This window comes from Micromonospora sp. A3M-1-15, assembly GCF_024213425.1.
GTDB classification, from domain to species: Bacteria; Actinomycetota; Actinomycetes; order Mycobacteriales; family Micromonosporaceae; genus Micromonospora; species Micromonospora chersina.
Genome location: NZ_JANAVK010000003.1, coordinates 698,381 through 724,911, shown reverse-complemented (window position 1 = coordinate 724,911; position 26,531 = coordinate 698,381). Strand labels below are relative to the sequence as shown.

At 70.0% G+C, this 26,531-nt stretch carries 17 protein-coding genes; 7 read left to right on the top strand and 10 right to left on the bottom strand.

Annotation, left to right across the window (positions count from 1 at the left end; all coding sequences use genetic code 11):
• The first annotated feature begins 188 nt into the window (after positions 1-188).
• On the top strand, positions 189-593 hold the full coding sequence (locus tag NLX85_RS18485) for a hypothetical protein (protein WP_254336756.1): 405 nt from the start codon (positions 189-191) through the stop codon (positions 591-593).
• Between the two features lie 63 nt (positions 594-656).
• Here NLX85_RS18485 and NLX85_RS18480 read toward each other — a convergent pair whose 3' ends face one another.
• Positions 657-1,298 (bottom strand): DUF4291 family protein, encoded by a 642-nt coding sequence (locus NLX85_RS18480; RefSeq protein WP_254336754.1) that lies wholly within the window; start codon positions 1,296-1,298, stop codon positions 657-659.
• A 150-nt stretch (positions 1,299-1,448) separates the two neighbouring features.
• Entirely contained in the window at positions 1,449-2,072 is a 624-nt protein-coding gene (locus tag NLX85_RS18475; protein WP_254336752.1) for a DUF1963 domain-containing protein, read from the bottom strand.
• A 214-nt stretch (positions 2,073-2,286) separates the two neighbouring features.
• Here NLX85_RS18475 and NLX85_RS18470 point away from each other — a divergent pair, with 214 nt between their 5' ends.
• Both NLX85_RS18470 and NLX85_RS33720 read left to right on the top strand, forming a co-directional pair.
• A complete protein-coding gene (locus NLX85_RS18470) occupies positions 2,287-2,757 on the top strand; it encodes a hypothetical protein (RefSeq protein WP_254336750.1) in 471 nt (156 codons plus the stop codon).
• Positions 2,758-2,989: 232 nt separating this feature from the next.
• The gene (locus NLX85_RS33720) at positions 2,990-3,265 is read left to right on the top strand and encodes a Rid family hydrolase (RefSeq protein ID WP_374628107.1); all 276 of its coding nucleotides are present in this window, start codon (positions 2,990-2,992) and stop codon (positions 3,263-3,265) included.
• Positions 3,266-3,451: 186 nt separating this feature from the next.
• Here NLX85_RS33720 and NLX85_RS18465 read toward each other — a convergent pair whose 3' ends face one another.
• From NLX85_RS18465 to NLX85_RS18430, 8 genes are all read right to left on the bottom strand, one after another.
• Positions 3,452-3,943, bottom strand: a complete 492-nt coding sequence (locus NLX85_RS18465) for a hypothetical protein (RefSeq protein ID WP_254336747.1) — start codon at positions 3,941-3,943, stop codon at positions 3,452-3,454.
• A gap of 114 nt (positions 3,944-4,057) precedes the next feature.
• Positions 4,058-4,498 (bottom strand): DUF4190 domain-containing protein, encoded by a 441-nt coding sequence (locus NLX85_RS18460; protein ID WP_254336745.1) that lies wholly within the window; start codon positions 4,496-4,498, stop codon positions 4,058-4,060.
• On the bottom strand, positions 4,495-4,899 hold the full coding sequence (locus tag NLX85_RS18455; protein ID WP_254336743.1) for a hypothetical protein: 405 nt from the start codon (positions 4,897-4,899) through the stop codon (positions 4,495-4,497). Before NLX85_RS18455 ends, NLX85_RS18460 begins: the two co-directional genes overlap by 4 nt.
• A complete protein-coding gene (locus NLX85_RS18450; RefSeq protein WP_254336741.1) occupies positions 4,896-7,385 on the bottom strand; it encodes an AAA family ATPase in 2,490 nt (829 codons plus the stop codon). Before NLX85_RS18450 ends, NLX85_RS18455 begins: the two co-directional genes overlap by 4 nt.
• A gap of 172 nt (positions 7,386-7,557) precedes the next feature.
• Positions 7,558-8,466, bottom strand: coding sequence for a hypothetical protein (locus NLX85_RS18445; RefSeq protein WP_254336739.1), 909 nt, complete (start codon positions 8,464-8,466; stop codon positions 7,558-7,560).
• Between the two features lie 79 nt (positions 8,467-8,545).
• Positions 8,546-9,364 carry a ribonuclease HI gene (locus tag NLX85_RS18440; RefSeq protein ID WP_254336737.1) on the bottom strand — a complete coding sequence of 273 codons (819 nt, stop codon included), beginning with the start codon at positions 9,362-9,364 and terminating at the stop codon, positions 8,546-8,548.
• A gap of 26 nt (positions 9,365-9,390) precedes the next feature.
• On the bottom strand, positions 9,391-10,143 hold the full coding sequence (locus NLX85_RS18435; RefSeq protein ID WP_254336735.1) for a hypothetical protein: 753 nt from the start codon (positions 10,141-10,143) through the stop codon (positions 9,391-9,393).
• Positions 10,144-10,213: 70 nt separating this feature from the next.
• Positions 10,214-10,768 (bottom strand): DUF4352 domain-containing protein, encoded by a 555-nt coding sequence (locus tag NLX85_RS18430; protein ID WP_254336733.1) that lies wholly within the window; start codon positions 10,766-10,768, stop codon positions 10,214-10,216.
• 99 nt (positions 10,769-10,867) lie between these two features.
• Here NLX85_RS18430 and NLX85_RS18425 point away from each other — a divergent pair, with 99 nt between their 5' ends.
• The 4 genes from NLX85_RS18425 to NLX85_RS18410 all read left to right on the top strand — a co-directional run bounded on the left by NLX85_RS18425 (position 10,868) and on the right by NLX85_RS18410 (position 26,347).
• The gene (locus NLX85_RS18425; RefSeq protein ID WP_254336731.1) at positions 10,868-12,781 is read left to right on the top strand and encodes an N-6 DNA methylase; all 1,914 of its coding nucleotides are present in this window, start codon (positions 10,868-10,870) and stop codon (positions 12,779-12,781) included.
• Between the two features lie 210 nt (positions 12,782-12,991).
• Complete coding sequence (locus tag NLX85_RS18420) at positions 12,992-19,318, top strand: protein kinase (protein ID WP_254336728.1); 6,327 nt, start codon at positions 12,992-12,994, stop codon at positions 19,316-19,318.
• A 43-nt stretch (positions 19,319-19,361) separates the two neighbouring features.
• Complete coding sequence (locus tag NLX85_RS18415) at positions 19,362-22,295, top strand: DEAD/DEAH box helicase (protein WP_254336727.1); 2,934 nt, start codon at positions 19,362-19,364, stop codon at positions 22,293-22,295.
• Positions 22,295-26,347: an Eco57I restriction-modification methylase domain-containing protein gene (locus tag NLX85_RS18410; protein ID WP_254336725.1), complete on the top strand. Its 4,053-nt coding sequence runs from the start codon at positions 22,295-22,297 to the stop codon at positions 26,345-26,347. The genes NLX85_RS18415 and NLX85_RS18410 overlap by 1 nt, the downstream gene beginning before the upstream one ends.
• Positions 26,348-26,531: the final 184 nt, after the last annotated feature.

The window sequence follows — 26,531 nt, the reverse complement described above, 5'->3', positions numbered from 1 at the left end:
AACACCGTAGCCCGGCCACCGCTGCATCCCGTCGTCGCGATCTTCGCTTCCGGATTTGCCGCGATCCGCGCGTTCGAAGCCGCCTTCGCGGAGCGATCGACAAGGTGGCGATGCCGCCCTCGGCCGCCGGCGCGGTGCCTCAGGTCTACCCTCCCGGTATGACGGGCCCTGTGGCACCGAAAGCGGGCATGACGATCAGCATCCGGACACGACGCGATGTCGTCGTCGTGGACCCGGATCGGTTCTTGGCCGCGGCACGGCAGGCGCTACGCGACTGCAACCCGGGTCTGACCGACGCTGAGGTAGCCGAGGCGGTGGCCGACGTCTACGACGCGGTACGTGCACTGCTGGATCGGGACGGAGCGCTCGCCGCCGACGCCGTGGACACCGAATCCGTCGGTATCGGTGGACCTTTGCCTGGCGTGCGGGTCAGCGACCGCCCGGATGGGCTGTCGGCCGCCGGTTGGCTGCAACAAGTGGTGCTCGATGATCCGCAGCCGCTGCAGGACTACGGCTGCTTCCTTCCCGCGGATCCCTTTGCGGTGCCCCATGCCCTGGACGGTTCGCTGATGCCAGGGGTCGACGATGACTGAACGAGCACAGCGGCATGTGCGCTCTATGCCGCGACCGGGGCGCGTCGGCGCGCCGAGCGGCCGTCACTGTCCGTGCTGCTGCTCGGGCACCTTGCCAGTGGTGATGTCCGGGATGGCGTTGAGACCGGCGGCGATCTGGTCCGGCAGCGGGTAGACAAACTCGACAGGCAGTTGAGCTACTGCCGTCTGTTCGTCGCCGCCGCGCAGGAGGTTCCTGACCTGGTGCACCATGGGGGTGATGTCGGTGATGGCGACGACCCAGTCGTCGACGTACCGGTCGACAGCCTCGCGGGACAATCCAACCTGCAGTGACCGGTACGGTAACGCCGTCAGGTGCAGTGACCGTTCCGGATCCCACTGCACTCGGACCGGACTGGTCTTTAGCTGCCGTGACCAGGTCGCCTTGTCGCCGTGCAGCTCTCGGTCGTAGTGGCTAAGGCAGGCTTGCGCGAGCGCCGACTCAAAGCCCTCCCGCGTGATGTCGATGGACAGCACGCGCTCTTGCCCTGGTTTGGTGGCCCAGCCGCAGCGGTACATCATCCACAGGAACGACGGTTTGATCCACGTCATCCGGTCCCGCTTGAAGGGGGCCACGAAGCTGCCGGTTGTCACCGCCGGCAGCGCAATCTGCGGGGGATACGCCTGGTACACGGTGATGGTGTCGGCCGAGTAGCGGGCGCGGATCTGACGGGCGGGAACGGACACATCCCGATCCTCACCGATCGGGGCTCGACCGCTCCACCGAGATTCCGAATCCACGCGAGCCGAAATGAGCCTGCGGCGCCATCCGCATCTGCCGCGGGGCGGGCGCGGCCGTCGGCGCCCAACCTTGGCGCCGCCTATCAGGTGAACCGCTCAGCGCTGCCACAGGAATGCAGCCGTTGCGCATGCTCGGCAGTAGAAGGCGTAGCCGCAACCGCCGCCGCCGAAGTTGATCGAGGTGCGGTGATCGTGGCCTTCCTCGAGCTGCACGACGAAAGCCATCGGTTCCGCGCAGCTGCTGCACGTGGGCGTCTCGTCGTTCTGCAGCCAGGCGGGCTGGCCACCAAGCTGGCCCAGGACCTCCCGCACAGGCCGGCCGCTTCGCTGGTGCCAGCGCTCGGGAGCATCGAGGTAGTCCTCAGCGGCGATGTCCTCAAATTCGACCGCGCAGGCTTCGTCGAGCAGCGTGATGCCATCCCCGGGCGGGGTGCGGGTATGTGCGGCGTCGGCTAGGAAAATGAATGCTCGATTGCCGCCGGCGCTGGGATCCCACTCGTCGCACAAGCCGGGATCGTTCTGGCACATGAAGACCGAGAGCAGGCCGACGCTGCCTGGCTCGACGTCCGCCAGGTTGACCTGCGCCAGGAATTGCATAGGTCCCGCGCATTCCCGGCATCGAGGCCATTCGAATCCGGGCGGTACGTGCGGGACTCCGCCCGTCCGAGTCCCGAAGGCGTCGTCCGCTGCCGGACCGGCGTAGGTCATCAGCTTCACCACACGAGCAGGGTACGGGCGGACTCAGGTTAGGCAGGAGGGCAGGGCAGCGCATTCGATACAAGATCAGCTGCGCTCATTTGCCGCGACTCGCGAACTACGCAACGTCACGCCGAGCCTCCCCGGTTGCCGTCCGGACGTGCCGATGAGCGTGCACGGCAGGAGGGCTTCCCCCCCCCCGTGCCCCGGGTCCGCGGCACCAGGCATTCTGGGAACTGTGAGCGACGGCTACATTCGCCTGATCCCGACCGACCGAGACTGGCAGCCCGCGCCGGTGGCCGCCGCATCCGCCTCGGCTTATGTGGCGAGCCTGTTCTCAGCTCCGGGCGACGCTGTCGAGCGGGTCGAGGACAAGTTCTACGATCGGGTGACCCTGATCGACGCCGGCGAGTACACCACCCGGATCACCTGCTCGCGCTGCGACGGGGAGGTCACCTTGGACTGGCTGGGCGACCTGGTCAGGCAAAACGGCAGCTTGAGCTTTGATCACCTGAACGTGACGGTTCCCTGCTGCGGCGCCGTCATCGAACTGGACAGCCTGCGCTACGAGGAACCGATCGGCTTCGCGCGGTTCGAAATCAGTGCCATGAACCCAACTCGGGCGAAGTACGAACTCGAGGCCAACGAGCTCGCCCGAGTGGCTGATCTTCTCGGCCACCCGGTCGCGCAGATCCTCGCGCACTACTGATCAGCGCGGAGCAGCGACGATCTCATCTCTATGACTGTTTGCACGGATCTGCCGCCGAGCGAGCGCACGGTGCGGAAAAGCATCCGTCACCGTGCATGGGGCAGCAGCCACGACGAGCGGCTTTGCCGAGTTGAGTGCGTTACGCGGATGAGCCAGTCGGGGTGGCAGCGCCAGGGGAGCTGAGGGCGGTCAAGGCCCCGGGCGGGGCGCCCGGCGCGGTCGCTGCTCTGCGGTGCTCTTGTACGTGACTTCTTTTCGCCACTCGGTGACTTCAGGGTCACCGCTGGAACCGGAGATCGGCTTCTCACGCGCCGTGCGGATAGGGCCGTGCATATCCGTGGCCGGCACCGCGCCGATCGCGGACGACGGTGCCACAGCCGGTCCGGGAGATGTGTACGCGAAAGCCGTGCGTTGCCTGGACATCGCTGAGCAAGCGCTACGCGAGGCCGGTGCATCGCTGGCAGACGTCATCAGAACCAGGGTCATGCTTGACCAGGGTCATGCTTGACCAGGGTCATGCTTGTTGACATCGCCCGTTGGCGAGAGGCGGCGCGCGCACATGGCGAACGGTTCTCTCAGGTACGACCGGCGTGCACCTTCATCGAAGTATCACGTTTCATTGATCAAGAGTGGTTGGTGGAGTTCGAGGTCGACGCCGTCGTGGCAACAACCGACCGGCAGATGTCACCGGGCATTATGGGAGGCGTTCACGCGACGGTCCCTCCTGGTCGTTGCGCTGACGAGCCACGTCGAGCAGGTGGCTGAGGACTGTGCGGGTCCGGCCGGTCGCGGTGGCAAGCGCGCCGAGCGGATCGCGGTGCCCGCGACCTGCCAGGTCCTCGTACACCGCGAGCAGGTCGGCCTCGAACCCGTCGGCGGTGGCGCCGCGGGCCTGGGCAAGCTCGGCGAGCCGGGCCTCGATGTAGCGGCCCACCATCACCTGGTACGCGCCGACGCTGGGCATGTCGTGGAACTCCGCCACCATGTCGTCGACCTGTCGGCCCGTGCGGTGCAGGACCGCCGACGTGATGCCGTGCCGGCGTACCTCGGGGGCTGCCTCGTCGGAGATGCGGATGACGACCTCGTCCGGTCCGTTGATCTCGTCCGATCCGGTGTCGCTGTGCCAGCGGGCCGTGACGACAAAGCCGTCGTCCCGCCGGGACAGTCCGAGGGACGGGTCGGGCACGGCGTGGAGGGGATGCTTTCGGGACATGCGTTCCTGTCTTTCCGGCGGCCTTGTGGGCGCCTGTGTCCGGGCCGCGGTGGCGGCTGCGTGTCACACCCTGTTGTCCCGCCCGGTTCAGGGCGTCGGGGTGGCGGCGCTCAGGACGCTGCCGAAGAAGACCATGACGGTGAAGAGGATCATCGGGCCGACGAACACGTAGCCCAGGACGAGGCCGGCGACCGCCATGCTGTGCCCCGACCGCATGCCGTCGCGGGTCTCGCGCAGGGCCAGGTGGCCGAGGATGACGGCCAGGACGCAGGGCAGGCCGAACAGGCACCAGCCGCCGAGCACGCCGAGGATGCCGAGCACCAGCGACGCCGTCGCCATGCCCGAGGTCAGGATGGGCTGGACGGTGAGCCGCTGCCCGCCCGGCGGGTAGCCGCCGCCGGGGTAGGGCATGGCCGGGACCGGTGCGTAGGCGCGGGTGGGCGCGGACACCGGGGGATAGGGCCCGAGGACGGCGGGCAGCGGCGGCTGCGGGCGGGTGGGGTCGAGGCCGGGCTGCGGGTAGGTCATCGGTGCGGTTCCGTTCTTCCGTCGAGGTGGGTGAGCAGGGCGCTCACCTCGGTGTGCAGGCGACGCAGCTCAGCGGCCGTCGGCGCGAGCTCGTAGCAGTGGTGGTGGGCGGCGGCGGATAGGGCCGCCCAGGTGAAGGCGACCCGCTGGGCGACGGCGGGCCCGGGCCCGAACCGGCCGCGCAGCATCAGCTGCTTCGCCCGGCCCTGCCGGCAGGCGGCCACCACCGGGCGGGTGCGCCGCCAGTAGGCGTCGATGCCGCCTTCGAGCGCGAGGCGGATCAGGCAGGCGCACGCCCGCGGCCACCAGCCGGCGGTCACCGCGGCCGTGCCGAGCGGGCCGGCGCCGCGCAGCATCTGGTCGGCCGCCGCCAGGCAGCGCCGGGGCGTCGGCGCGGTCACGACTTCACCTCGGCGCCATTGCGAGGCGCGGACACGGCAGCGATGTGGGCTCGCAGCGCCTCCGCGAGGTGGCGAGCGTCAGCGACCAGTTCGGGCAGGTCGAACAGGTACGACCCGTGCACGCCCTCCTTGCACGCCTTGTACGCGCCCACCGCCCGCGACCCGTGCCGGCGGCTGAGGTACCCGAGCACGTCGCCGCCCCGGTTGGCGTCGTCGAATAGCGCCAGCGCGACGGTGGTGGTGAGCCTGCGGGACGCGGCCACGACGGCCCGTTCGATTTCGTCGTGCGGCACGCCGCGGGCCACCCGACGCCGCCAGACGATCCGGTGGCAGGCCGCCTCGATGGCCGAGCGGCACAGCTCGGCCACCACCGGCCCGCGCACCTCGGACGCGATCTCCTCGGTGCGGGCCAGCGCGTACGCGTCGTCGAGGTAGCGGGTCACCGGGTCGGAGCCGGGCCGCAGGATCACCACCGACTGCTCCGCGCGGGTCACCTCGACGATGCGGGACCGTCCGAGGTCGAGGCGGGCGAGGGCGTCGGGCAGCCGGGTGTCGTGGGTGAAGACGACAACCTGCCGCTGCTCGGCCAGTTCGGCGAGCACCCGGGCCAGCCCGTCGACCTTGGCCGGGTCCATGCTCTGCACGGGGTCGTCGATGACGATGAACCGGAACGGGCTCTCCGGGGCGCAGCCGCGCGGCAGGAACGTGGCCAGCCCGAGGGCGTGCATCTCGCCCTGGCTCATCACGCCGAGGGCGGTGCCGTTGTCCGCGCCGTCCACGCTGACCGGGATCACCACCCGCCTGCGGGTGTTCATGCCCGCCAGGGTCATCGCGCCCAGCTCGACGTTGCTCTCCTGCCGCAGCTGCGCCCAGATCCGCTGCGAGTGCTCCGCGAACGGCGCCACCCGCTGGTTGCGCAGCTGCGCCCCGGTCGCCTTCAGCCACGCCCGCGCCGCCTTCAACCGGGCCAGGGCGCCTTCCCGCTCCGGCAGCGTCGCCGCCGACGCGACCCAGGCCCGCAGGTCAGCGGCCGCAGCCTGCCAGCCGGTGTCGCGCTGGCGGAGCAGACCCTTCGCGTACGCCTGCGCGGCCTGCGCCGCCGCGAGCACCGCCGGGTACCGGGCGGTCAGGTGGTCGGCCAGTTCCTCCGGCCCGCCCGGTGCCAGCCGCAACGCCGTCACCGCCGCATGCAGCGCCTCGACCGGCACCCCGTCGGCGGCGCCGGTGGGCACGTCCAGGTCGTCGATCAGGTAGTGGGCTCGCTGCAGCAGCGCCGTCAGCCGGGAAGCCGCGGCCTGCGCGGCGAGAGTACGGTCGCGCAGCTCCGCCAAGGAGGCGGCCGCGCGGGTCCGCCAGTCGCCGTCGAGGCGACCCGTCGCGCAGACCGGGCACTGCCCGTCACCCTGGTCGTCGTGATGCTCGACGGCCAGCCGGAGCAGCTCGGCGCTGCGCAGCGACGCCCGCGACCGGCCGCCGTCGTGCCGGCGCGCCTCCGCGGCGGCCTCCCGCAACTGCCCGGCCAGCCGGGTCACCTCGCCGGCGTCGGGCAGCTGCATCGCCACCAGCCGCCGGCACAGCATCACCGCCTCGTCGTCGGTCGGCTCGTCCGGCTCGTCGAGGATCGCGGTCAGCGCCGCCAGGTCGGCCGCGCCCCGGGCGCGCAGCAGCGCGGCGGCCCGCCGGGCCCGGTCGTCGTCGATCCCCGCGAGAGTGTCGGTCAGGGAGGCGCGCTGTCCGCGTACCTCCCTGATGGCGGTGTCGACGGGGCGCGCGGCGACCATCAGGCGGCGGTCGGCGTCGGTGATCGCCTCCAGGCCGAGGATCGCGGAGATGGCGTCGAAGAGCTGGCTCTGCGTGCCGGCGGTGAGCCGGCCCAGCTCGGCGGCGGTGAGGAACGGCCGGTACAGCTCCAGCGGCCGGGACAACTCCAGCTCGGCCAGGTCCTGGTGGCTGCCGCGTGCGCTGGTGACCGCCACCTCGGCGTCGCCCAGCTCCGCCTCCGACGGCCAGGAACGGATCACCCGGGTGGGCGTGGCCACCCCGTCGACCCGCAGCTCGACGGCGATCCGGCACGGGTCGCCGGCGTGCAGGTTGCGCCACCCGGTGCGCCACACGCTGTTGCGGTCCGCCCAGCGCGCGCTGTCCCCGGTCAGGGCAAGTTCCACCGCCTCGGCGAAGCTGGACTTGCCGGAGCCGTTGCGACCCACCACGACGGTCAGCCCGGGGCCGGGCTCGATGGCGAGGGTGCGCTCCGGGCCGACGCCGCGGAACCCGGCGACGGTGACCGACGAGAGCCAGATCCGCTCCCGCGGCTCGTCCGCGCCGGTGCGCTGCGGCTCCAGTGCGGTCGGCGTGCCGGCGAGCGCCGCGGCCAGGTCGGCCTCGCCGCTCAGCGCGGCGAGGACCACCTCGGCGGTGTCATCGGGTACGCGGTCGGCGGCGAGCCGGTCGAAGATCAGCTCGACCAGGGGTTCGGTGTGGTTCATCAGGCGACCTCCGGCGAGTGCCGATGCGGGCGTGGGAAGGCATGTGGTGCCGGGCGGTGTCGGCTCGGGCCGGTCGGCCGGCGGTGATGGCGCGGGGACGTTGTGTAGTTGCTCTTGTTATGTGCATCGGTGGTCAGGCCGGCAGTGCAACGTGCACCTTGCGCGGGTGGTGTCAGCGGGCCGGGCGCCACTCGCCGCAGTTCTCCGAGTGGAAGGCGTAGTCGGAGGAGCGGATGGTGACCTGCACGCGGCGGGCGCTGTTGGTGAAGTAGTTGTCGATCGTGTTGCCCGAGCGGTCCTGCCGCTCCCAGTAGCAGCCGTCGACGTCCGTGGTGACGTACGTGCCCGGTTTGATCTCCTTGCCGACGCGGTAGGTGCCGTCCTCGAACAGCCGCCCCTGCGCCGCCAGCTCCGCGTCCGCCTTGCCCTGCCGTACCGCGGCCCGCCACTTCTTCGCGTAAGGGTGGCCGGGGCACAGCGTCAGGGCCGCGTTGATTTCCGGGATCTGCTCGCTGCTCGCGGCGAAGCCCGCCTCGGCGTACGCGTCGTCGGCGTCCACCTCGGCGCACATCTCGTAGAGCACCGCGATATTGCTGTCGTCGTAGCCGGACGTCTTGTACGCCGCCTCCTCGACCGGGCTGACCGGACGAATCTCCTGGCCGGCGTCGCAGGACACGGGCTTCGCGGCCCAGGCTTCGCTGAAGTCGGGACGGCCGTCCTTGCCGGTGAGGATGGTGAACGGCCGGCTCTGGTCGAAGCCGTCGGTGAGGTAGCAGGTGAGGACGAAGGGTTCCTGCTGAGGGATGTTCTTCGGATCAGTCGGGTAGGTGTCGCTGCTGTCCGGGATGCCGTCGCCGTCCTGGTCGGCCGGTGGCGTCGGGCTCGGAGTCGGGGAGGCCGCCGAGGTCGACGGGGTGGCCGACGGCGTCGACCGGGCGGCGGGCGTCGTGCCGTCGTCGCCGCACGCGCTGAGACCGGCGGTCGCGAGCGTGGCGGCGAGCAGCAGACCGGCGGGGCGCCGCCGCAGCAGGCCGGGACCGACCCAGCGGGTTCGGTCGGAGTCGGGGCGGGGGAAGGTCATAACGGTCTCCAGGCGCGTGCGATCTGCGGATCGACAGGGCGTCGATTCGCTGCTGGGTGGTGTGAAGTCGCGGGGGAGCTCAGCGGGTGAGGCTGGCGTGCCAGTCCTTGAGGAACGCCTCCACCAGGGCGTGCGCCCGCGGGCGCACGTCGAAGGTCTCGGTGAGCCGGCGCCGGGCCATGTGGGACAGGCCGTCGGCGGCCTCGTTGAGGGCGTGCCCGCTGTGCCCCTTGACGTGGCCGAAGGACAGGTCCGGCCGGCGGCTCACCTGCTCGGCGAGCCGAACCAGGGTCGGCTGGTCGGACCACCGGCGCGGCCGCAGGCTGTAGCCGGCCGGCATCGCGGTCACCTCGCCGGCCTGCCAGCGGCGCAGCCAGCGCAGCGCGACGACGCTGTCTACCAGCACCGTCATCCCCGCCGGCGCCGCCTCGTAGGCCGAGAGCAGGAAGTCGACCGCGCGCAGCTCGTTGATCAGCACCCGGGAGGCCCCGGTCGGGTCGAGCCGGCCGGTACCCCGGCCGCGCAGGCCGTAGTGACCGTCGCTGACCACGTACGCGATCCCGCCGGCGCGCCCCTTCCAGCTGGCGTCGGTCGCGGCGACGACCGGCGCGGGCGCCGCCGCCCACCGCCCGACCCGGCCGCGGCCGCGTTCCTGGTCCGGCTGCGGCCGGCAGGCCGTGCCGTGCACGGCGGCGAGCCGCTCGGCGGTGTCCAGCAGCTGCTCGGCCGAGCCGATCTCGTCGTAGTGGACGGCGGTGAGCGCGAGCGTCACCGCGTCGCCGATCCGCAGGCAGTCCTCGCAGTCGGTGGGGCGGACGTAGCTCCGGAGCGGAAGGGCGCGGGCGTGCAGCGCGGCGGGGAGCAGGTGCAGGGCGCGGAGGAACTCATCGGGGCGCACGACGCCTCCTGTCGTGTCGTTGGGGGTCAGAGCACCTTGATCGAGTCGATCTGGAGCAGCGGCACGGTCGTCGAGCCGCCGATCTGGGTGTCGTAGCTGTAGGAGCCGAAGACCAGGACGTTGGCGCGGAAGATGTCGTCCTCGACGAGGTTCTCCAGGTCCGAGCCGGTGCCGGAGAGCATGGTGTTGGTCTCGTAGTCGAACTCGTCGGACATCCGCCGGTGGGCGACGTCGGCGCGGAACGTGTCGGTTCCGGTCGCCGCGTCGAACTGGGTCACCCGGCCGTACACGACGTAGTGCTCGCCGATGTGCCCGTCGGGATTCTTGGCGATGAGCTTCCACTGCCGGGCGGTCAGCGTCTTGTAGGACGGCGGCTTCGGCTTCGGCGGCGCAGCGGTCTTCGTCGGCGAGGGAGCGGCGCTGGTGGGAGCCGCCGTCGTGGGCGCAGCGGAGGTGGGTGCGGCAGTGGTCGGTGCGGCGGTGCTCGGATTCGCGGACGTCGCGGCGCCGGCCTGTTTCACCTGGTCGCCAGACGTGGCGATCACGGCACCACCGATGCCGAGGGCGATGACGAGGGCGATGCCGCCGACGGCCCAGGCGCGAGCGTTGGAGCGCATGGGGGGAGTGGTCGGGCTGGACGCTTCGGTAAGCGTGGCGTCCTGAGGGCGAGCGGTGGGCGGGACCGCGGCGGCACCGGCGAGGGGCGGGTCCGGCCGCGGCGATACCCCGGCCGCGTTGGCGGACTCGTCGGGCGGCGTAGAGCTGGTCGGGTCGGTCATGACGGTCTCCTCTGTGAACACGGGGACTGGGCCGGGGCGGGCGGGCTGCCCGCCCCGGGTTGGCGGTGGATCAGGTGAGGGAGACGGTCACGCCGCCGGAGAACGGCGAGTCGTGCAGCTCGAGCTTGGCGATCTTGATGTTCTTCGGGATGTCGAAGACGACCACGCCGGTGACCTGGTTGCCGGGGTTGATGTCGTTGAGGAACGTCTCGGCGTTCTTGTTGGCGTAGATGGCGGCCCCGCCGTCGGCGGAGTACTCGGTGCCGTTGGCGGCGTACGCCTTCTGGCTGCTGCCGTCGAACATCTGCGACTCCTTGCCGATGTTCTTGACGTTGACCGTGACCAGGCAGAACTGGCCCTGCGCCTTGGCGCCGAGCATGTCGGTGCCGATCTTGGCGACGCCGCACTTGGACGACTTGACCGTGAACTCGAACTTGCCGTCCCGGGCCGGCTGGCCGATCTTCGCGACCTTGGCGGGCTTGTCGTCGCCCTTGGCGCCGCCGGCGTCGGCCTTGCTGCTGATGGAGTCGCCCTTGCTGCTGGTGGCGTCGTCGGTGGAGCCGGCGCCGCAGCCCAAGGCGACGAGACCGGTGGCGAGCAGAGCGAGAGTGGTGGCCTTGCGCATCGTTTTCCTCCTGCTGTGAACGTGGCGGCGTCAATGAGAGCATCATCTGTGAACCCTGTCAACACGCATCATGCTTGACAGGTGTGACACACTCTGAACGTGCAGGAGACACCGACCATCACCGCAGCGGAGATCGCCCGGCTCGCCGGTGTCGGTCGGGCCGCAGTCAGCAACTGGCGCAAACGGCACGCCGACTTCCCCGCCCCGGTAGGCGGCACCGCGGCCAGCCCCGAGTTCGACCTGGGGCAGGTCGAGCAGTGGCTCCACGCCCAGGGGAAACTTCCCGAACTGGCCAGCGCCGACCGGCTGTGGCGGCACCTCGCCGCAGCCAGCCAGTCACCCGCCGCCGGCCTGGCCGCCGTCGGCGCCCTGCTCCTCGCCCGGCAACGCGGTCAACGCCCCGGCCGATCAGCGGATCCGCAGCTCAAGCCGCTACTACCGGATATCGACGCGCTCGCCGGCGAACTCGGACCGCAGGGTGCCTTCGACGCCCTTTGGCAACGGTTCTCCGCCCCCGGACCCGGCCGCCCGTTCGCCACCCCGGACGACCTGGCCGACCTGATGGCCGGGCTCGCCGGGGTCGGCGGCGGCTCCGTCCTCGACCCGGCCGCCGGCTCCGGCGCCACGCTCAAGGCCGCCGTCCGCGCCGGCTGCACCTCGGCGTACGGGCAGGAGATCGACGAGGACCTCGCCCGGCTCGCCGGACTTTGGCTGGCCCTGCGCGACGTGGCAGGGGAGGTCTGCACCGGTGACTCGCTGCGCGCCGACGCCTTCGCCGGTCGCACCTTCGACGCGGTCGTCTGCCATCCACCGTTCGGGACCAGCAACTGGGGCGACGAGGAACTCGGCCACGACCCCCGCTGGATCGTCGGCACTACCCCACGTACCGAACCGGAGCTGGCCTGGGCCCAGCACGCCCTCGCCCACCTGCGCGCCGGCGGCCACGCCGTCTTGCTGATGCCGCCTACCGTCGCCAGCCGACGCGCCGGCCGGCGCATCCGCGCCGAGCTGCTGCGCCGCGGCGCGCTGCGGGCCGTCATCGCGCTGCCGCCCGGAGTGGCCGCGCCGCACGGCGTACCCCTGCACCTGTGGGTGCTGCGGCGGCCCGCGCCCGACGCGCCGCCGCCCGCTCGGACGCTGCTGGTGGACGCCGCTGTCGGCGACGCTGCCGTGACCTATCCGCGGATCCTCGCCGTCTGGCGGTCCTTCGCTGCTGCGCCGGACGCAGAGGTCGAGGAGGCCGGCTTGGCCCGGGCGGTCCCGGTAATCGAGCTGCTCGACGAGGAGGTCGACCTCACCCCCGCGCGTCGGCAACCCGCCGTCGGGGGCGAGGCCACCGGAGAGCATCTGGTACGCACCAGAGAGCGCCTCGCTGCCATTGTTGGCGACCTTCCGGCGCTGATGCCGCAGGTCACGCCCACGCCCGAAGGGCCGGACGGGGACTTCCTGTCGGTGGGGGAGCTGGCCCGGGCTGGGGCACTGCAACTGATCGGCCCCATCCGAGCGGCGTCATCCGAGGGCGGCGCGCCGTCAAGGGGCGGGCCGCCGGTACTGACCGTGCAGGACGTGCTGAACGGCGAAGGCCCGTCCGGTCGGGACGACGGCCAGCTCGGGCAGGAGATCCGGCTCGCTCCCGGCGACGTGGTGGTGCCGACAATCGCCCGGCAGCTCACCGCCCGGGTGGTGACGACCGAGGGCGCGCTGCTGGGGCGGAACCTCTACCTGCTGCGGCCCAACCCGGCGGCACTCGACTCGTGGTTCCTTGCCGGGCAGCTTCGGACGTCGGCAAACGAGAGGCAGGCGTCGAGCCTGTCAGGGACGCTGCGCATCGACATCCGGCGCGCGCAAGTGCGGCGGCTGCCGCCCGCTGAGCAGCGAGTGCACGGGCAGGCATTTCAGCGGCTCGACACCTTCGAGTCGGCAATCCGACTGGCGGCATCGCTCGGCGCGGAGCTGGTGCAACTCACCGCCGATGGGCTGGCCCGGGGCGCGATCCGACCCGACGAGGAGTAACTCGCGTGGCCCGCAGCCTGCAACACGGCACGCATGTCGTCGGATATCCGACGCCGGCGCAGCGCCTCGGTGACGTACGCGGAAACCTGGCGGGCGCCCCCGCAGGCGCTCGGTTAATCGCCTCGGCCGGGTGGGGGCTACAACGATGCAGACCAGCAGGCATACTGCCTGCCTTAAGGAAAACCAAAGGAACCCGGTGAGAAGGCTCGGATGGCGCGGGCGGGCGCTGACATCGACCGTGTCGCAGGGACGCTGACGTACGCATTGCGGCGGCTAGTGGGGGATGTAGGAGTGGCCGTGGATATGGAACTGGTGGCGAACAGGTTCCGCCTGCTGAACGCGCTCGGCAGGGGAAATATGGGAGAGGTCCACCGCGCGGAGGACCTGCAGGCAAAGGAAGGCTCGCCGGACCGGCTCGCCGCGGTCAAGCTGATCCTCCGGAGCCGGTCGGGCGCGGTCATCGACTCGACCGCCGACAGCAAGGCCGTCCAGAGATTCGAGCGCGAGGCACGCATCATGCGCCGTCTCACCCACCCGAACCTGCCCCGATCGATCGCGGGCGGCGTCGATTCCTCCGGCCTTCCGTACATCGCCATGGAGTTCCTCGACGGCGAGACGCTGCGCGACCTGATCTCCGAGCAGCCGCAGCTGCCGATCTCGTGGGTCGCCGCGATCGGCGCTCAGATCGCCGATGCCCTCACCGCGGCGCACACCGCCGGCGTCATTCACCGCGACCTCAAGCCGTCCAACGTGATGCTGTTGCGCCGTGGACTCGTCAAGGTCCTGGACTTCGGCATGGGCCGGATCATCGACGCCGACGAAGCGGAGAGGCTCACCAGCACCGGCGTCACGGTGGGTACCGCCCGCTACATGGCTCCCGAGCAATTCCGGGCATCGTCGGTCACCCAGGCCGCCGACCTGTATGCCCTGGGCTGCGTCCTGTTCGAGTTGCTGACCGGTGTGCCGCCCTTCCACAGCGGGTCCGCCCACGAGGTGGGACAGAAGCACCTGGAGGAGCCGCCGCCGCCGGTACGTGTGCTGCGCTCCGACGTTCCGCGGAGCCTCGAGCGACTCATCGAACGGCTGCTCGCCAAGGACCCCACCGAGCGGCCCGAAGATGCGGTGGCCGTCCGTGAGGCGCTGTTGCCGCTGGTACAGGGAGAGGACAAGGTCCCCGGCTGGGACGACTTCAACCCGGTCGGCCATTTCCGGACCGCATACACCATCGGCACCCCGGCCGCCCCGCAGGCGGAGACGCCTTCAGCCCCTCTCACCCGCGCGACGCCCGGCATGGACGTCTTCGAGGTGCACCAGCAGCTCATCAGCGACTACCGCGCCTTCACCGAGGGCGGCACCACCATTCGTAATGACCGGATCGCAGACTTCGTTGAGGATGACCTCGATGCGAAGTCGCAGTGGCCCGACCCGTGGCTGTCGCTCAACCCGTTCTTCGCCTCCGGCGGCAGCATGCTGGAGCTCGTCAACGAGGGAGTCCTGCATCCGGAGTGCGCGCGCATCTTCCAGGCAAACAAGACGGAGGGCGGGACGGCCTGCGACGGGCGACCGCTGACGCTGCACCGGCACCAGCGGGAGGCGATCGAGAAGGCGCAGTCGGGTGAGTCCTACGTCCTCACCACCGGCACAGGGTCCGGCAAGTCGCTGTCCTACATCGTTCCCATCGTCGACAAGGTGCTCAAGACCCGAGCGCAGGAGGGCGCAAAGGCGTCGAAGCGCGTTCGCGCGATCATCGTCTACCCGATGAACGCGCTGGCCAACAGCCAGCTCAAGGAACTCGACAAGTACCTCTGCGACGGGTACGGGACGGGCCGCGAGCCGGTGACGTACGCCCGGTACACCGGGCAGGAGAGCGACGAGCGGCGCAAGGAGATCCGCGACAACCCGCCGGACATCCTGCTCACCAACTACGTGATGCTCGAGCTGATGCTCACCCGGCCCGACGACCGCCGTTCGCTGATCAAGATGGCCCGGGGGCTGGAGTTCCTCGTCTTCGACGAACTGCACACCTACCGTGGCCGCCAAGGTGCCGACGTGGCCCTGCTGATCCGTCGGGTGCGCGAAGCCTGCCAGGCCGATGAGCTGCAGTGCATCGGCACCTCCGCCACCATGTCGACCGAGGGCACCCTCGACAATCAGCGGGCGGCGGTGGCTCGGGTGGCGACCACCCTCTTCGGTACCCCGGTGAGCAGCCAGAACGTGATCGGGGAGACGCTGATCCGGGCGACGGCAGAGACGCCCGACACGGTGCCGGTAGAGAGGCTCAAGGCCCCTGGGGCACCCCGGGCCTACGCCGACCTGGTGAACGACCCCCTGGCCCGGTGGATTGAGACCCGCTTCGGGCTCGCCACCGACCCGGTCACCGGCCACCTCGTCCGGCAGAAGCCCGCCAAGATCGAGGACGCCGCGCTGGACCTGGCTCGGCAGAGCGGCCTGACCGTCGCTGACTGCATGCGCGCCATCCGGGACACGCTCAGCGCCGGGTCCGAAGCTCGGGACCCGGTCACCGAGCGTCCGCTGTTCGCATTCCGGCTGCACCAGTTCCTCTCCAAGGGCGACACCGTGTACGTCACCCTCGGGGACGAGCTCACCCGGCACCTCACGCGGGATTACCAACTGGTCCTGCCAGGCTCGGACGGGAAGATCCTCCTGCCGCTGGCCTTCTGCCGCGAGTGCGGCCAGGAGTACCTGACGGTCTGGCGGTCCGAGAAGGACGGCAAGGTCGTGTACGCGCCGCGTCGGGACACCGCCGCTACCGGTGGCCGCGGCGACGACGGCTACCTCTACATCGACTCGGACCGCCCGTGGCCGGCACACGAGGAGGAGGCCATCGGGGCCCGCCGGATCCCCGAATCGTGGCTGGAGGTGGACGCCGGCGGGCGCGAAGTGGTCCGCAGCTCGTATCGGCAACGGTTGCCCCAGGCGATCACGGTCAACCCGCAGGGCTGGGAGGGCCACGGTGACCTGAGGGCGGCGTTCATCCCGTCCCCGTTCCTCTTCTGCCTGCACTGCGGGGTGAGCTACGAGCAGACCCGGGGGAAGGACTTCGCCAAGCTCGCGACGCTCGACCAGGAGGGCCGCTCCTCGGCGACCTCGCTGGTGTCGGCGTCGATCGTCCGATCGCTCATGCAGGCACCGGCGGAAGCGCTGAGCAAGAAGGCCCGCAAGCTGCTCACCTTCGTAGACAACCGCCAGGACGCCTCGCTGCAGGCCGGTCACTTCAACGACTTCGTCCAGGTCACCCAGCTTCGTGGCGCCCTCTACCGGGCAGTGGTCGAAGCGGGCGACAGGGGCATCACCCACGAAGATCTCGCCACGCAGGTCACCGCCGCGCTCGGCTTGAGCCTCGGCGACTACGCGCGGGAAGCCGACCTTCCACCGGCGCTGGCCAGTCTGGCGGCGAAGACCCTCCGGGACGTCGTCGCGTTCCGGCTGTATCTCGATCTGGAACGCGGCTGGCGCATCACCATGCCGAACCTGGAGCAGACCGGGCTCCTGAAGATCGACTACCAGGATCTGACCTGGCTCGCGGAGAAGCAGGAGCGCTGGTCCAGCACGCACGAGAAGCTTCGCGAGGCAGAGCCCGACGAGCGGGTCAAGATCATGCGGGTGCTGCTGGACGAGATGCGCCGGGGCCTGGCGATCGACGTGCAGTACTTCCGCGACGACTTCGACTCGCTCCAGCGGGCCAGCGAGGAACGGCTCATCGACCCCTGGGTGCTCTCCGCCAGCGACAAGCCCAAGGTCGGAGCCGCCTACCCCCAGCCTTCCGGACGGGGCCTGGACCGGTCCAACCTCTTCCTGTCGGGGCGGGGAAAGATCGGTAAATACCTGCGCAGGGTCCACTTCCCGGAGCTGAAATGGGACGAGGCGCAGGAAGTGATCGCGGACCTGCTGGAGGTGCTTAAGCGAGGCGGCCAGGTCACCGAGGTCACCCAGGCGCCGGAACGCGCGGGCCGGTTCCGGCGTTCGGCCAGCACGCCTATCACCGGCTACCAGGTCTCTGCAGCAGCGCTCATCTGGCGGGCCGGGTCGGGTCAGACCGGTAGCCACGACCCGCTGACGCGGACGTACGCCAGCGGCGACGGACCCCGGGTCAACACGTTCTTCCGGGAGCTGTACCGGACCGCGGCTGGCACTCTCGCCGGCCTGACGGCCCGGGAACACACGGCGCAGGTCGACCCCGTCGAGCGGGAGCGGCGGGAGGAGGCCTTCCGCAAGGCTGAGCTGAAGCTGCTCTACTGTTCGCCGACCATGGAACTCGGCGTTGACATCTCCGAACTGAACGCCGTCATGATGCGCAACGTCCCGCCGACCCCGGCGAACTACGCCCAGCGCAGTGGCCGCGCGGGACGGTCGGGGCAGCCGGCGCTCGTCACCACGTACTGCGCGACTGGCAACAGCCACGACCAGTACTATTTCCGACGCTCGGAGCGGATGGTCGCCGGTGCGGTGGCGCCGCCGCGGCTGGACCTGGCCAACGAGGACCTTGTGCGCTCGCACGTGCACGCCGTGTGGCTGGCTGAGGCGGGCCTGAAGCTGGGCCGAGCCATTCCGGAAACCGTCGACATCAGCTACCTGGAGGACAGCCGCCGCCCCAACCCGGCGTTGGCCCTGCACGATCACATCACCGCGGCCCTGCAGGACACGTACGCGCAGGAGCGGGCGGTAGCCGCGGCACGCACGGTGTTCGCCGGCCTGCTGACTGACTTCGAAAAGTCGACGTGGTGGGACGACAACTGGATCGACGACACGATCCGAACCACGCCGGAGCGGTTCAACCGCGCGTTCGACCGCTGGCGGGACCTGTTCCGCGCGGCGCTCGTTGACCAGGCAGAGCAGAACCGCCGCGTCCTCGACCACACCCTCTCCGAACGCGACCGGCGGATCGCCGTCGGCCGCCGGAAGGAAGCCGAGACGCAGCTCAACCTGCTCAAGAACGAGACGGTCGAGAGCAGGTCGGTGCTGTCGGACTTCAACCCGTACCGTTACCTGGCCAGCGAGGGTTTCCTGCCGGGCTACTCCTTCCCACGCCTGCCCCTGGCCGCATACGTGCCGACCACCGGCCGTCGGTCGGGTGACGGTGACTACCTGCAGCGTCCCCGCTTCCTCGCCATCCGGGAGTTCGGCCCGGGCGCGCTCATCTACCACGAGGGCGCCCGCTACCAGGTCACCCGGATCCAGCTGCCACCCGACGCGGCCGGCGAGGTCGTGACCAGCGAGGCCCGCCGGTGCACCAGCTGCGGCTACCACCACGACATCCGCGGCGGTGCCGTGCGCTGCGAGATGTGCAACGAACCGCTGGGCGACACCACCTACGGCCTGCTGCACCTGCACACCGTCTACACCAAGCGCCGGGAACGAATTTCCTCGGACGAGGAGGAGCGCCGCCGGGCGGGCTTCCGGCTGGTGACGTCGTACCGCTTCCAGGACCACGGTGCCCGGCCAGGCCGGCAGGACGCCATCGTCTCCGACGGAGAGGATCGGCTCGCCACCCTCTCCTACGGCGACTCGGCGACCGTCCGCATCACCAACACTGGTCGGGTCCGCGCCAAGCAGGACGAGCCCGACGGCTTTTGGCTTGACCCCGCCGACGGGCGCTGGATGAACGAACGCGACGCTGGCGAGGCGTCCGGCGACTCCAGCGAGATGCCGGTGGTCGACGCCGATGGCAACGAGAAGCGACGCAAGAAGCGGGTCATCCCGTACGTCGAGGACCGCCGGAACATCCTCGTCCTCAAGCTCGACGAGCCGCTGGAGCACGACGTCGCGCTCACCCTGATGTACGCGCTCGAACGCGGCATCGAGGCGGCCTTCGAACTGGAGGACTCGGAGCTCACCACCGAGCTGCTCCCGCCGGACGACGGTCCCCGGGACCGGATGCTGTTCACCGAGGCGGCGGAGGGCGGTGCCGGTGTGCTCCGGCTCATGCAATCGGACCCAGCGGCGCTGGCCCGCGCCGCCGCAACGGCGTTGGACATCTGCCACTTCGATTCAGATGGCAGCGACCGGGGCGGACCGCACAAGGACCGCCCGTGCGCCTGGGGCTGCTACGAGTGCCTGCTGACCTACGGCAACCAGCTCAACCACCAGTCGATCAACCGGCACCTGGTCCGCGACCTGCTGCTGCGGTTCGCCCATGGGGCGGCACGAACCACCGGAGAGGGCGAGTCCCGGACGGAACAGCTGGCCCGGCTCACCGCGCAGTCGGACACCAAGCTGGAGGGGAAGCTGGTCGCCTGGTTGAAGGAGCATGGTCTGCGGCTTCCGGACGACGCGCAGGTCTTCGTCACCGAGGCGCTGGCCCGTCCCGACTACGTCTACCGCCTGCCCGGGGCGAACGTCGCCGTGTTCGTCGACGGACCGGTCCACGAGCACGATTCGGTCGCCGAACGGGACCGCGAGGCGGAGGAGCGCCTGTTCGACATGGGCTGGGACGTCGTGCGGTTCCCGCACAACGCCGACTGGTCCGCAATCGTCACCAAGAACAAGCGCTACTTCGGCACCCTCTCCAGCGCCTGACCGTCCGACCGCCACTCACTAAGACGACGCGAGGAATCTCTTCATGACCACCTTCAGCGCCGGAACGTTGGTCTCCGCCCGGGGCCGCGACTGGGTCGTGCTGCCCGAGAGCGCCCCGGACATGCTGGTCCTGCGACCGTTGGGCGGCGCCGACGACGACATCGCCGCCGTCTTCCCCGCCTTCGAGCAGGTCAACAGCGCGGAGTTCGCCCCGCCCACGCCCTCCGACCTCGGTGACGCGTACGCGGCGAGCCTGCTCCGCTCCGCGCTGCGCATCGGGTTCCGCTCCGGCGCCGGCCCCTTCCGCTCGCTCGCCGGGATCGCCGTCGAGCCGCGCGCCTACCAGCTCGTGCCGCTGCTGATGGCACTGCGGCAGAAGACCGTTCGCATGCTGATCTCCGACGACGTCGGTATCGGCAAGACTGTGGAGGCGGGCCTGATCGCCAGCGAGCTGCTGGCCCAGGGGAGCGCCACCAAGCTGGCTGTGCTCTGCTCGCCGGCCCTGGCAGAGCAGTGGCAGGCGGAGCTGCGCACCAAGTTCGGCATCGACGCTGAGCTGGTGCTGGCCTCCACGGTGTCCAGGCTGGAGCGCGGGCTGGACCTGGGCCAGTCGCTGTTCGACCGGCACCCCCACGTGATCGTCTCCACGGACTTCATCAAGTCCACCCGCCACCGCGACGATTTCGTCCGCCACTGCCCGGACCTGGTCATCGTCGACGAGGCTCACACCTGCGTCGCCGCCGACGACAACACCTCGGCCCAGAACCAGCTCCGGTTCGAGCTGCTGCAGCGCGTCGCCGCCGACACCGAGCGGCACCTGCTGCTGGTGACGGCCACCCCGCACAGCGGCAAGGAGAGCGCCTTCCGCAACCTGCTCGGCCTGGTCCGGCCGGAACTCGCCGCCGTCGACCTCGGCTCGGAGACCGGCCGGCGGATGCTCGCCCAGCACTTCGTGCACCGCAAGCGCGCCGACGTGCGGCAGTACCTCACCAAGGAAGACGGCCTGGCCGACGACAGCCTCGCCGAGGAGACGGCCTTCCCCTCCGACCGGCATTTCAAGGACGAGACCTACAAGCTCTCCCCGGCTTATCGGGCCCTGCTCGATGATGCCATCGGGTACGCCAGCGAGCGGGTGACCGCTGCGGACAGCCGGGGCCGGCGGGAGGCCCGGATCGCCTGGTGGTCCGCCATCGCGCTGCTGCGCTCCCTGGTGTCCTCGCCACGGGCCGCCGCGCAGACCCTGCGCACCCGCTCGGCGACCGCGACCGCAGTCACCGCCGAGGAGGCCGACCGGCTCGGCGCCCCGCTGACAAGCGACTTCTCCGACACCGACGCCCTGGAAGGGCTGGATGTCGCCCCCGGCGCGGAGGCCGGCGGCGTGGAGGTCGACGCGGGCCGGCGGCTCGCCGAACTCGCCGACCGGGCGGCCGAGCTGGAAGGTCCGGCCGAGGACAAGAAGCTGGCCGCGTTGGTCAAGCACCTCAGGGACCTGCTCAAGGAGGGCTACCACCCGATCGTCTTCTGCCGCTACATCCCCACCGCCGAGTACGTCGCGGAGCACCTGGAGGGCGCGCTCGGCAAGAAGACCGTGGTGCGTGCCGTCACCGGCACCCTCTCCCCGCAGCAGCGCCTGCAGCGCATCGAGGAGCTCGCCGAGGCGGCCGGCGACGACCCCGCCGCCCGCCGCGTCCTGATCGCCACCGACTGCCTTTCCGAAGGCGTCAACCTCCAGCACCACTTCGACGCCGTCGTCCACTACGACCTCGCCTGGAATCCCACCCGCCACGACCAGCGGGAGGGCCGGGTCGACCGGTACGGCCAGAAGCGCGACGTCGTCCGGGTCATCACCCTCTGGGGCAGCGACAACGGCATCGACGGCAAGGTCCTCGACGTCCTCATCAAGAAGCACCGGCAGATCCGCAAGGACCTTGGCATCTCCGTCTCCGTCCCCGACGCCGCCTCCCAGGGCGTGACCGACGCGATCGTCGAGTGGCTGCTACTGCGCGGCCAGGAGCAGGAGCAGGGCAGCCTCTTCGACGTCGAGGAGTACCGGGCGATCGACAAGAAGGCCGCCGCCCTGGCCACCGAGTGGCAGTCCGCCGCCGAAAAGGAGAAGACGTCCCGGTCCCGGTTCGCCCAGCAGACCATCCGACCGGACGAGGTGGCCAAGGAGGTCGCCGCGATCCGCGACACCCTCGGCCGCGCCGCCGAGATCCGCGATTTCGTACGCCAGGCGCTCCGCGCGCTCGACGGTGTGCTGCGCAACGAGCCGGGTCGGTCCGGGGACTTCACCGCAGACGTGAGCGGCACGCCGGCCGGGCTCCGTGACGCGCTCGCTCCCGTGCTCGGCGGCGACGCCGTCGAGGCGGGCCGCCCGGTCCCGTTCCGGGCCACCGCGGCCGTCGCGCGCGGCGAGGCGGCCCTGGTCCGCACCGACCCGGCCGTGGTGGCGCTCGCCGGGTACGTCCTCAACGCTGCCCTGGACAACCAGGTCAGCGGCCCGCGCCCGGCCCGCCGCTGCGGCGTCATCCGAACCGGGGCCGTCGCCGGCCGCACCACGCTGCTGCTGGTCCGCTACCGCTTCCACCTCACCCTGCCGTCCCGGACCGGAACCCGGCAGCTCGTCGCAGAGGACGCCCGGCTGCTCGCCTTCGCTGGCGCACCCACCAACGCCACCTGGCTGCCCACTCAGGACGCGCTGAAGCTGCTCGATGCCACCGCCGACGAGAACACCGACCCGGACTTCGGCGAGCGCACGATGAGCCGGATCCTCGACGGGTTGCCCGAGGTGACCGACCACCTCGAGGCGTACGGCGAGGAACTGGCCTCCGACCTGCTCGCCTCACACCGCCGGGTGCGCAGCGCCGCCGGTGAGATCGTCCGCGGCCTCACCGTCACCGTGCAGAAGCCCGCCGACGTCCTCGGCGCCTACGTCTACCTGCCCGCTTCCACCACCGCCGCCGGAGGCAACGCCTGATGTCCGCCACCGCCCGCAACCAGGTCTTCTCCGCCGTCCACACGATCGGCGGGCTGATCCCCGCCGATATGCTGGTCCGGATTTCGGAGGGCAAGGACGTCAGCGGCGCCAAGCCCGCCGACTACCGGGTGATCGGCTCCCGGTCGGTCCGTGACGACGCCGAGCGGCACTGGGACTACCTCAAGTCGGTCTGGAAGGAACTGCGCGACCGGCTCCCCGTCGCCCCGGAGGCCGATACCCCCGCCGACCCGACCGGCCAGGCGGTCACCCAGTGGCTGGAGCCGCTCTTCACGGAGCTGGGTTTCGGCCGGCTGACCGCACTCGGGGCCAGCGGCATCACCTCCGACGACGGTGCCAAAACGTTCGCCATCAGCCACCGCTGGAATCACGTGCCGATTCACCTGGCCCCGTGGAACGCCGCACTCGACAAGCGGCCGGTTGGCGGGGGAAGCGTCCCGCCGCAGTCGCTGGTGCAGGAGCTGCTGAACCGGTCCGAGGCACACCTCTGGGGCGTTCTCACCAACGGCCGGCAGCTGCGGCTGCTGCGTGACTCCAGCGCGCTCGCCACCGCCGCGTACGTCGAGTTCGACCTGGAGGCGATCTTCGACGGCGAGCTGTTCAGCGAGTTCGTGCTGCTGTATCGGTTGCTGCACGTCTCCCGCTTTGAGGTCGCCGAGGGCGCGGCGCCGTCGATGTGCTGGCTGGAGAAGTGGCGTACCGAGGCGATCACCGCCGGCACCCGCGCCCTTGATCAGCTCCGCAAGGGTGTGCAGGACGCGATCACCGCCCTCGGCACCGGCTTCCTGCGCCATCCCGACAATGCCGCGCTGCGGGAGAACGTCGACCCGCAGGCCCTGCACAACGCCCTGCTGCGCCTGGTCTACCGGCTGCTCTTCCTCTTCGTCGCCGAGGACCGCGACGCGCTGCACCACCCCGACGCCGACGAGCAGGCCCGCGAACGGTACGCCGCGTACTTCTCGTCCGCCCGGCTACGGGCGCAGGCGCGCCGCCGCCGAGGCACTACGCACAGCGACCTCTACCAGGCGCTGCGGATCGTCCTCGACGCGCTCGGCAACGAGAACGGCCGCCCAGAGCTTGGCCTGCCCGGCCTCGGCGGCCTCTTCGACGACGACGAGATTGCGGACAAGCCGCTGAAGGAACTGTCGCTGTCCAACGACCATCTGCTCACGGCCGTGCGGCACCTGTCGCTGGTCCGGGACGCCGGCTCGCGCCGGTGGCGGTCGGTCGACTACCGCAATCTGGACGCGGAGGAGCTGGGCTCGATCTACGAGTCCCTGCTGGAGCTGGTACCGAAGCACAGCGCAGTGGACCGCACGTTCGAGCTGGTCGAACTCGCCGGCAATACTCGCAAGACCACCGGCTCCTACTACACCCCGTCCTCGCTGATCGACTGCCTGCTCGACTCAGCGCTCGACCCAGTGATCGAGGACGCGGTCAAGCGCGGCGAGCAGGCCGCCACCGCAGCCGGACAGCCCGAACCGAGCGATGCAATCGTCTCCGAACTGCTGTCGCTCACCGTCTGCGACCCGGCCTGCGGCTCCGGCCACTTCCTCGTCGCCGCGGCCCGCCGGATCGCCAAGCGGGTCGCCGCAGTCCGCGAACGCAACCCCGAGCCGACCGTTGACGCCGTCCGCCACGCCCTGCACGAGGTCGTCGCGCGCTGCATCTACGGCGTGGACCTCAACCCGATGGCCGTCGAGCTGGCCAAGGTGTCGCTGTGGATGGAGGCCCTGGAGCCGGGCAAGCCGCTGAGCTTCCTCGACGCGCACGTCAAGTGCGGCAACGCACTGATCGGCGCTACGCCCGCGCTGCTTAAGCGCGGCATCCCCGACGAGGCATTCAAGCCCATCGAGGGTGACGACAAGAAGTACGCCAAGGCCCTGGAGAAGCAGAACGCCAAGCAGCGGGAGGGGCAGGGCAGCCTCTTCGACTTGGACGAAGGGGCGAAGGTCGCCAACACCGTCTTCGCCCAGGACCTGCGCCGGATCGCGGCGGCCCCCGCCAACAACCTTGGCGACGTTCGCAGGCAGGCGTCCGCCTATCGGACCTGGAAGACCTCCGCCGATTACGCCCGTGCCCTACACGTCGCCGACGCCTGGTGTGCCGGGTTCATGTGGAAGAAGACGCCGGACGCCCCGCCCGCCGTGACGCACGGGGTCTTCCGCGCGCTGGAAGACCCCGATGCCTCAGCCGCGCCGCAGGCCACCCACGACGAGATCGTGCGGCTACGCGAGCAGTACGGGTTCTTCCACTGGCACCTGGAGTTTCCCGAGGCCTTCGAGGTGCCAGAGCACGACGCGGGCATCGACACGGCAACGGGCTGGGCCGGCGGATTCGATTGCCTCCTGGGCAACCCTCCCTGGGAACGCATCAAGCTTCAGGAGCAGGAGTTCTTCGCCCAGCGAGACGAGGCGATCGCGACGGCGGCGAACGCCGCCGCCCGGAAGAGGCTGATTGCCGCGCTCAAAGACGACGAGGACCGCCGCTCGCTGTACGAGGAGTTTGAGGCGGCCAAGCGGAAGGCGGAAGGCGAGAGCCACTTCCTGCGCATCGGTGGCCGCTACCCGCTCACCGGCCGCGGAGACATCAACACCTACGCGGTCTTCTCGGAAACCGGCCGGATGCTGACCGGGCTGCGGGGTCGAATGGGCGTGATCGTACCGACTGGCATCGCGACGGACGCCACCACGCAATTCTTCTTCAAGGACCTCGCGGCCAACGGCTCGATCGCAGCGCTCTACGACTTCGAGAACGCAGCACCGCTATTCCCCGGCGTGCATCGCTCATTCAAGCTCAGCATCCTCTCCCTCGCCGGGCGCGCACTACGCGAACCGGCTGCCAAGTTCGCCTTCTTCCTCCACGATCCGGCCGAACTAGGCAATGCCGGGAAGTCGTTCACCCTCACCTCCGACGAGATTAACCTCCTCAACCCCAACACCGGCACCTGCCCCGTCTTCCGCTCCCGTCGAGATGCCGAGATCACCCTTGGCGTCTATCGCCGCATGCCAGTCCTCGTCAAAGAGGGCGACCCAAAGGGTAACCCGTGGGGTGTGTCGTTCATGACGATGTTCCACATGTCCAACGACTCGCACCTCTTTCATACCCGCGAGGAACTTGAATCCGACGGATGGGGCCTTTCTGGCAATACTTTCAAGAAGGACGCCGCCAGGATGTTGCCGCTTTACCAGGGTATGATGGCAAACTTTTACGACCATCGGGCCGCTGACGTAGTCAGCAGTGCAAGTGCTGGAAAGCGGCAGAATCAGCCCGCCTATCTCGACGAGGCGTCTCACGCCTCCGCCGATCGCCTTGCCCTGCCCCGGTATTGGGTGGCCGAGCAAAAGGTGCCTGGCGCCGGAGAAGGCTGGATCCTTGCTTTCTCGGACATTACGAGTCCCACCAATGAGCGAACTGTCGTCGCCTACCCGCTACCGCCTGTGGCAGTAGGGAACAAGGCCCCGATCATTCAAACGGCCAGAGGGGAGAAGGAGAAGGCACTACTTCTTGCCGTCATCTCGAGCTTCATGCTGGATTGGGTGGCGCGCACAAAGATTGGTGGGACAACTCTCAATTACTTCTACCTCAAGCAATTTCCCGTGATCTCACCCTCGCAGCTAATTGACTGGTCCCCGTTCATTATCCCGCGCGTGCTCGAACTGACATATACGGCATATGACATGATGTCTTTCGGGCGCAACCTGGGCGACACGGCCCCTCCCTTCCGCTGGATCCCCGAGAGGCGAGCGGTGATCCGGGCTGAATTGGATGCCCTTCTCTTTCACCTTTATGGAATTTCTCGGGATGACGTGGATTACATAATGGAGACGTTCCCCATCGTTAAGCGTAGGGACGAGGGGAAGTACGGCACGTACCGGACCAAGGGGCTGATCCTCGCCGAGTACGACAGGATGGCAGCGGCTGGCGTCAGCCCGACCACCCCCCTGGTTGATGGAGACAGCTACCGCTCGACCCTGAGCCCGCCGCCTGGGCATGGTCCCCGTCACCCGGCGGCACCTGCCGCCCCGCGGTAGCGGCTGGGAGCCCAGCCCACCGAGGATCAAGCCAGGTTCGAGTTGGACTACACTGTGGGTGGGGCGCCTGGGATGACAGCTCCTGGGCGCCCCCACTCTGCGGGCTCTTCCCGGCTCTAGTATTTTTCTGCCCGGGTATCGGGTGTATCGGGTTGCCCCAGCCGCGAAGGCGGCACACGGGAAC